Source organism: bacterium, from assembly GCA_040753555.1.
Taxonomy (GTDB): Bacteria; UBA9089; UBA9088; order UBA9088; family UBA9088; genus JBFLYE01.
Genome location: JBFMDZ010000147.1, coordinates 1 through 5,108, shown reverse-complemented (window position 1 = coordinate 5,108; position 5,108 = coordinate 1). Strand labels below are relative to the sequence as shown.

The window sequence follows — 5,108 nt, the reverse complement described above, 5'->3', positions numbered from 1 at the left end:
GATATTGGACATTGGAAATTGGACATTTTTTTGACATTTGAACTTGGGATTTGGGATTTATTATAGAATGGATGAATTTTAAAACAGCCAAACATATAAAATACGATATACTGAATAGTTACAAAATTTTTTAGAAAAAGAGGTAAGAAGTTACATTAAGGAATGAAAGCAATCATTGGCATGGGAAGTTGTGGGATTGCCGCAGGCGCAGAGGAGATTTTTGAAATTTTTAAGAAATTTCATCCCTCAAAAACCGGGTGCATTGGACTTTGCTATTTTGAACCATTGGTTGATATTATTGAGGATAATAAAAAGACAACCTATCGCAATGTAACAGGAGAGCTGGCAAGAAAAATCATAAACAAAGAGCGGATTGAAGAATATATTATAGAACCCGATAAGCTCATCTCTTCCCAAAAAAGGATTGTAACCAGAAATTGTGGAAGAATAAACCCAGAGGAAATAGAGGATTATCTTAAGGTTGGTGGATATAGTGCATTAAAAAAGGCAAAGGAAAAAAGCCCTGATGAAATTATTGAAATAGTAACAAAATCTGGCTTAAGGGGTCGTGGTGGGGCTGGATTTCCAACAGGCTTAAAATGGAAATTTACTCGGCAAAACCCTCCTCCCAGGTTTGTTATCTGCAATGCTGATGAGGGAGACCCTGGTGCATTTATGGACAGGGCTGTTTTGGAGAGCGACCCACATTCTGTCCTAGAGGGAATGGCAATTGGTGGTTATGCAATTGGTGCAGAGCTTGGCTATATCTATGTGAGGATGGAATATCCCCTGGCAATAAAGAGGCTTGAGATAGCAATATCACAGGCTTTAGAAAAGGGTCTTTTGGATGGGTTTAAAATAAAGATAAAAGAAGGGGCAGGTGCATTTGTCTGTGGAGAGGAAACAGCTTTAATTGCATCTTGTGAGGGAAAAAGGGGAATGCCAAGGCTTCGTCCCCCATTTCCTGCCCAATCAGGCTTATTTAACCGACCAACCAACATAAACAATGTTGAAACCTGGGCAAATATCCCCTGGATAATTTTGGAAGGAGAGGAAAAATTTGCCTCCTTAGGAACAGAAAAATCCAAAGGGACAAAGGTATTCTGCCTTGCTGGAAAGGTAAAGAACCCTGGGCTTGTTGAGGTTCCTATGGGAATAAGCCTTAAGGATATAATCTTTAAGCTTGGTTGCGGAATAAAAGAAGATAAAAAATTTAAGGCAATCCAGATTGGTGGTCCCTCAGGTGGATGTATTCCAGAGTCTCTTTTGGATACACCGGTTGACTATGATTCCATTACAAAAACAGGGGCAATTATGGGTTCAGGTGGAATGGTTATAATGGATGAGGAAACCTGTATGGTTGATGTGGCAAGGTTTTTCCTTAATTTTGTCCAAGATGAATCCTGTGGAAAATGCACCTTATGCAGAATAGGAACAAGGAGGATGCTTGAAATTCTTACGCGTATTACCAATGGCAAGGGAAAAGAGGAAGATATTAAGCTTTTAGAAGAGCTTGGCCAAACCATAAAATCAGCAAGTTTATGCGGCCTTGGTCAAACCGCACCAAACCCTGTTCTTACAACCCTGAAATACTTTAGGGATGAGTATGAGGCACATATAAAGGATAAGAAATGCCCTGCCAAATCCTGTAAAGCCCTTTTAAAATACTCAATAGATTCTAACCTTTGCACAGGCTGTGGCTTATGTGCTAAAAAATGCCCAAATAATGCAATCTTTGGTGAGAAAAAGAAAGCCCATAAAATAGAGCAAGAAAAATGTCTAAAATGCGGGATATGCTATGATGCCTGCAAGTTTAATGCAATAATTGTAGAATAGAAAGCAACAAAAATTCCTTCTCCTTTACATCTTTGATTTCATAATGTATAATTAAAAAAATAAAGCTTCATTTTGTCTAGCTTGACTTTTTGCCGATAGCGTATAATACGAAATTGTAGCGAATATGGAGGTAAAAGATATGGAGGCGATTCGTCTTAACAAAGTTATTGAGAGGGATGGAGAAATCTTTGTAAGGGGGTTGCCTTGTAAGAAGGGAGAATATGTGGAGATGATTTTGCTGGTTGAATCCTCGGCTATACCTAGGCATCCTTATTTGACAGCCTCTCAGATACTTCATTCTGAACTAATTGGACTCTGGAAGGATCGTAAGGATATTGAGGATAGTTCAGCTTATGCTCGTCAACTCCGTGAACAAGCACAAAGGCGGCGAGGGTAAGTATGATTCTTGTAGATACTGATGTAATGATAGACCTTTTGCGTGAATACCCACCTGCTGTGGCTTGGCTGGATTCCCTCGGTGAAGAGGAAATCATTTTACCTGGATTTGTGGTCATGGAGCTGATTCAAGGCTGTAGAAACAAGACTGAGCAAGAGAAGGTAGAAAAGGAATTGAGAACTTATAGCGTAGTTTGGCCTTCATCAAAGATATGTGATGAGGCGTTGTTTGCGCTTGTCCGTTATCATCTTAGCCACCGGCTTGGAATCCTTGATGCCTTAATTGGTCAAATGGCTGTGGCTTTGAATTTACCTCTATACACTTTCAACCAGAGACATTACGCAGCCATCCCTAAATTGAAAACTGTGCAACCCTATAAGAAGAATCCCTGAAAATAGGATGGCTGAACAACGCTAAACACATACAAATTTTTTAAAAGCCAATGACTAAGACTAAAGGCTAAATTATAACTATGAAAATAACCATAGACAATAAGGTATTAGAGGCAGAAGAAGGTAAGACCATTCTTGAGATTGCAAAAAATAATGGAATTGAAATTCCAACCCTTTGCTTTCTGGAAGGCTTTGAGCCTTATGGAGGATGCCTTCTCTGCATTGTTGAAATAGAAAATATCCCAAGGCTTGTTCCATCCTGTGGAACAAGGGTATCTGAGGGAATGAAGGTTTTTACAGACACGCCAAAGGTAAAAGAGGCAAGAAAATTGTGCCTTGAGCTCCTTCTTTCAGCCCATTGGGGGGATTGTTTAAGCCCTTGTAGGATGAAATGCCCGGCAAATATTGATATTGAGGGATTCATAAGGCTTATTAAGGAGGGAGATTATGAGGCCTCTTACAATCTTATTATGGAAAATTTGCCATTTCCAGCAAGTGTTGGAAGGGTTTGTCCAGCATTTTGTGAGGAGAATTGTAGAAGAAATTTGAAAGAGGGTTCTTTAGTAATAAGAGAGCTTAAGAGGTTTGTTGGGGATTGGGCATTAAAAAGTCAGGAGTCAGAGAGTCAGAGAGTCAGAGAGTCAAATGGAAAGAGGGTGGCGATTGTGGGAGGAGGACCCGCCGGGCTTTCTTGTGCCTACTATCTGGCGAAAGAGGGGTATTCTATAACCATATTTGAGAAAAATGATAAATTGGGTGGGATGATGAGGTATGGGATTCCAGAATACAGGCTTCCTAAGGAAATCCTTGATGCTGAAATAGATAGAATAATTAAGATTGGTGTAGAGATAAAGACAAATACCTGTATTGGAAAGGATGAAATTTCAAGCCTGGATTTTGATGCAATATTCATTGCAATTGGCTGCCAAAAAGATATAAAGCTAGGAATTGCTGGAGAGGAGCTTTCTCTAGTCATTTCTGGGATTAAGCTATTAAAGGATGTAGCAGAAGGGAAAAAGCCAAATCTAGGAAAAAATGTTTGTATAATTGGCGGTGGAAATACAGCCATTGATTGTGCAAGGACAAGTTTAAGGCTTGGTGCAGACAGGGTTTTTATTCTCTACAGGAGGGGAAGGGATGAGATGCCTGCCTCAAAGAAAGAGATAAGCGAGGCAGAAGAAGAGGGGATAAAGATAGAATTTCTGGTTGCTCCCAATAGGGTTTTTGAGGATGGAATTGAATGTATAAAAATGGAGCTTGGCGAACCAGATTCATCGGGAAGAAGAAAGCCAATTCCAATTAAGGCTTCAGAATTTAAGATTAAAGCAAATACAATTATTGCAGCCATTGGCCAAAGGAGTGATGAGGGGTTTTTATTAAGCGATGAGAAAATTTTTAAAGGAGGCGATTGTGTCTCTGGGCCAGCTACGGTTGTTGAGGCAATAGCGGATGGAAAAAAGGGAGCCATTGCAATTATGAATTATCTTAATACAGAAGGCAGAGGGCAGAAGGCAGAAGGAAGAATGTATAATTGTGTAAGAGAGGGGATAAGCTCAGAGGATATTATTGCAGAGGAGCAAATAAGGTATAAAACAAAGGTTGTATCGGTTAGTGCAAGAAAAGAAAACTTCATAGAGATAGAAGGGACGATGGATGAAAAAGATGCAAAGAAAGAGGCTGAAAGGTGTTTAAAGTGTGGATGTGAAAAGCTAGATGATTGCCTTTTAAGAAAATATGCATCAATGTATGATGTTAATCCAGAAAGGGTATCAGGGTTTATAGAAAAAAAGGTTGTTGATACATCAAGCCCTGTTATAAAATATGACCCAAACAAGTGTATTCTATGCTCAAGGTGCATCAGGGTATGCCTTGAAATAAAGAAGCTTGGGATTTTAGGCTTTGTTGGAAGGGGCTATGGAACACAAATTCAGGGAGGTTTTGGAGAAAGCCTACTTAATGCTGGCTGTGATGGCTGTTTGGAATGCGTCCAAACCTGCCCAACAGGTGCATTTGTTAAGAGATATTAAATAGACAACAAAACAACAAAAAAGAGACCTCGGCTATTTCAGAACAAGCACCAATCGTATCGCCCGTCATTCCACCTATCCTTCTTTTTATGTAAAGAAAAAAGAGAATTGGTGGAATAATTGAGGTAAAAAATAGAATAATCCCACCTATTTTGTCTAATAACAAAAAGAAAAGCATTGTAAATAAAAATCCAAAGATAATCCCTTTCTTTTTTCTATATCCAATAAAAGCCTTTCCCGTCCCAGAATTCTTTGGATATGTAGAAAAAAAGCAGCAAAAAACCTGAAAAAACCTTGAAAATATGCACATCAAAATAAGCGATTTCCATAAAGTTTCTACATTTAAAAGAAGAGCAAATTTAAGAAGAAGGAGACAAAATATACCAATTACACCAAAAGAACCAATCCTTGAATCCTTCATTATCTCAAGGGCTTTTTCTTTTGTAGAAGATAAAC

5 protein-coding genes are annotated in these 5,108 nt (G+C 38.9%); 4 read left to right on the top strand and 1 reads right to left on the bottom strand.

Translation table 11 applies throughout. The annotated features are described in order from the left end of the window. Nucleotides 1-162 precede the first annotated feature (162 nt). From AB1630_10050 to AB1630_10035, 4 genes are all read left to right on the top strand, one after another. Complete coding sequence (locus tag AB1630_10050) at nt 163-1,836, top strand: NADH-quinone oxidoreductase subunit NuoF (protein ID MEW6104132.1); 1,674 nt, start codon at nt 163-165, stop codon at nt 1,834-1,836. A 139-nt stretch (nt 1,837-1,975) separates the two neighbouring features. Next, nucleotides 1,976-2,233 (top strand): hypothetical protein, encoded by a 258-nt coding sequence (locus AB1630_10045; GenBank protein MEW6104131.1) that lies wholly within the window; start codon nt 1,976-1,978, stop codon nt 2,231-2,233. A 2-nt stretch (nt 2,234-2,235) separates the two neighbouring features. Continuing rightward, complete coding sequence (locus tag AB1630_10040; protein ID MEW6104130.1) at nt 2,236-2,625, top strand: type II toxin-antitoxin system VapC family toxin; 390 nt, start codon at nt 2,236-2,238, stop codon at nt 2,623-2,625. 80 nt (nt 2,626-2,705) lie between these two features. After that, a complete protein-coding gene (locus AB1630_10035) occupies nt 2,706-4,652 on the top strand; it encodes an FAD-dependent oxidoreductase (protein MEW6104129.1) in 1,947 nt (648 codons plus the stop codon). Here AB1630_10035 and AB1630_10030 read toward each other — a convergent pair. Beyond that, on the bottom strand, nt 4,639-5,108 hold a 470-nt coding region (locus tag AB1630_10030; GenBank protein MEW6104128.1), incomplete at its 5' end, for an adenosylcobinamide-GDP ribazoletransferase. The genes AB1630_10035 and AB1630_10030 overlap by 14 nt on opposite strands.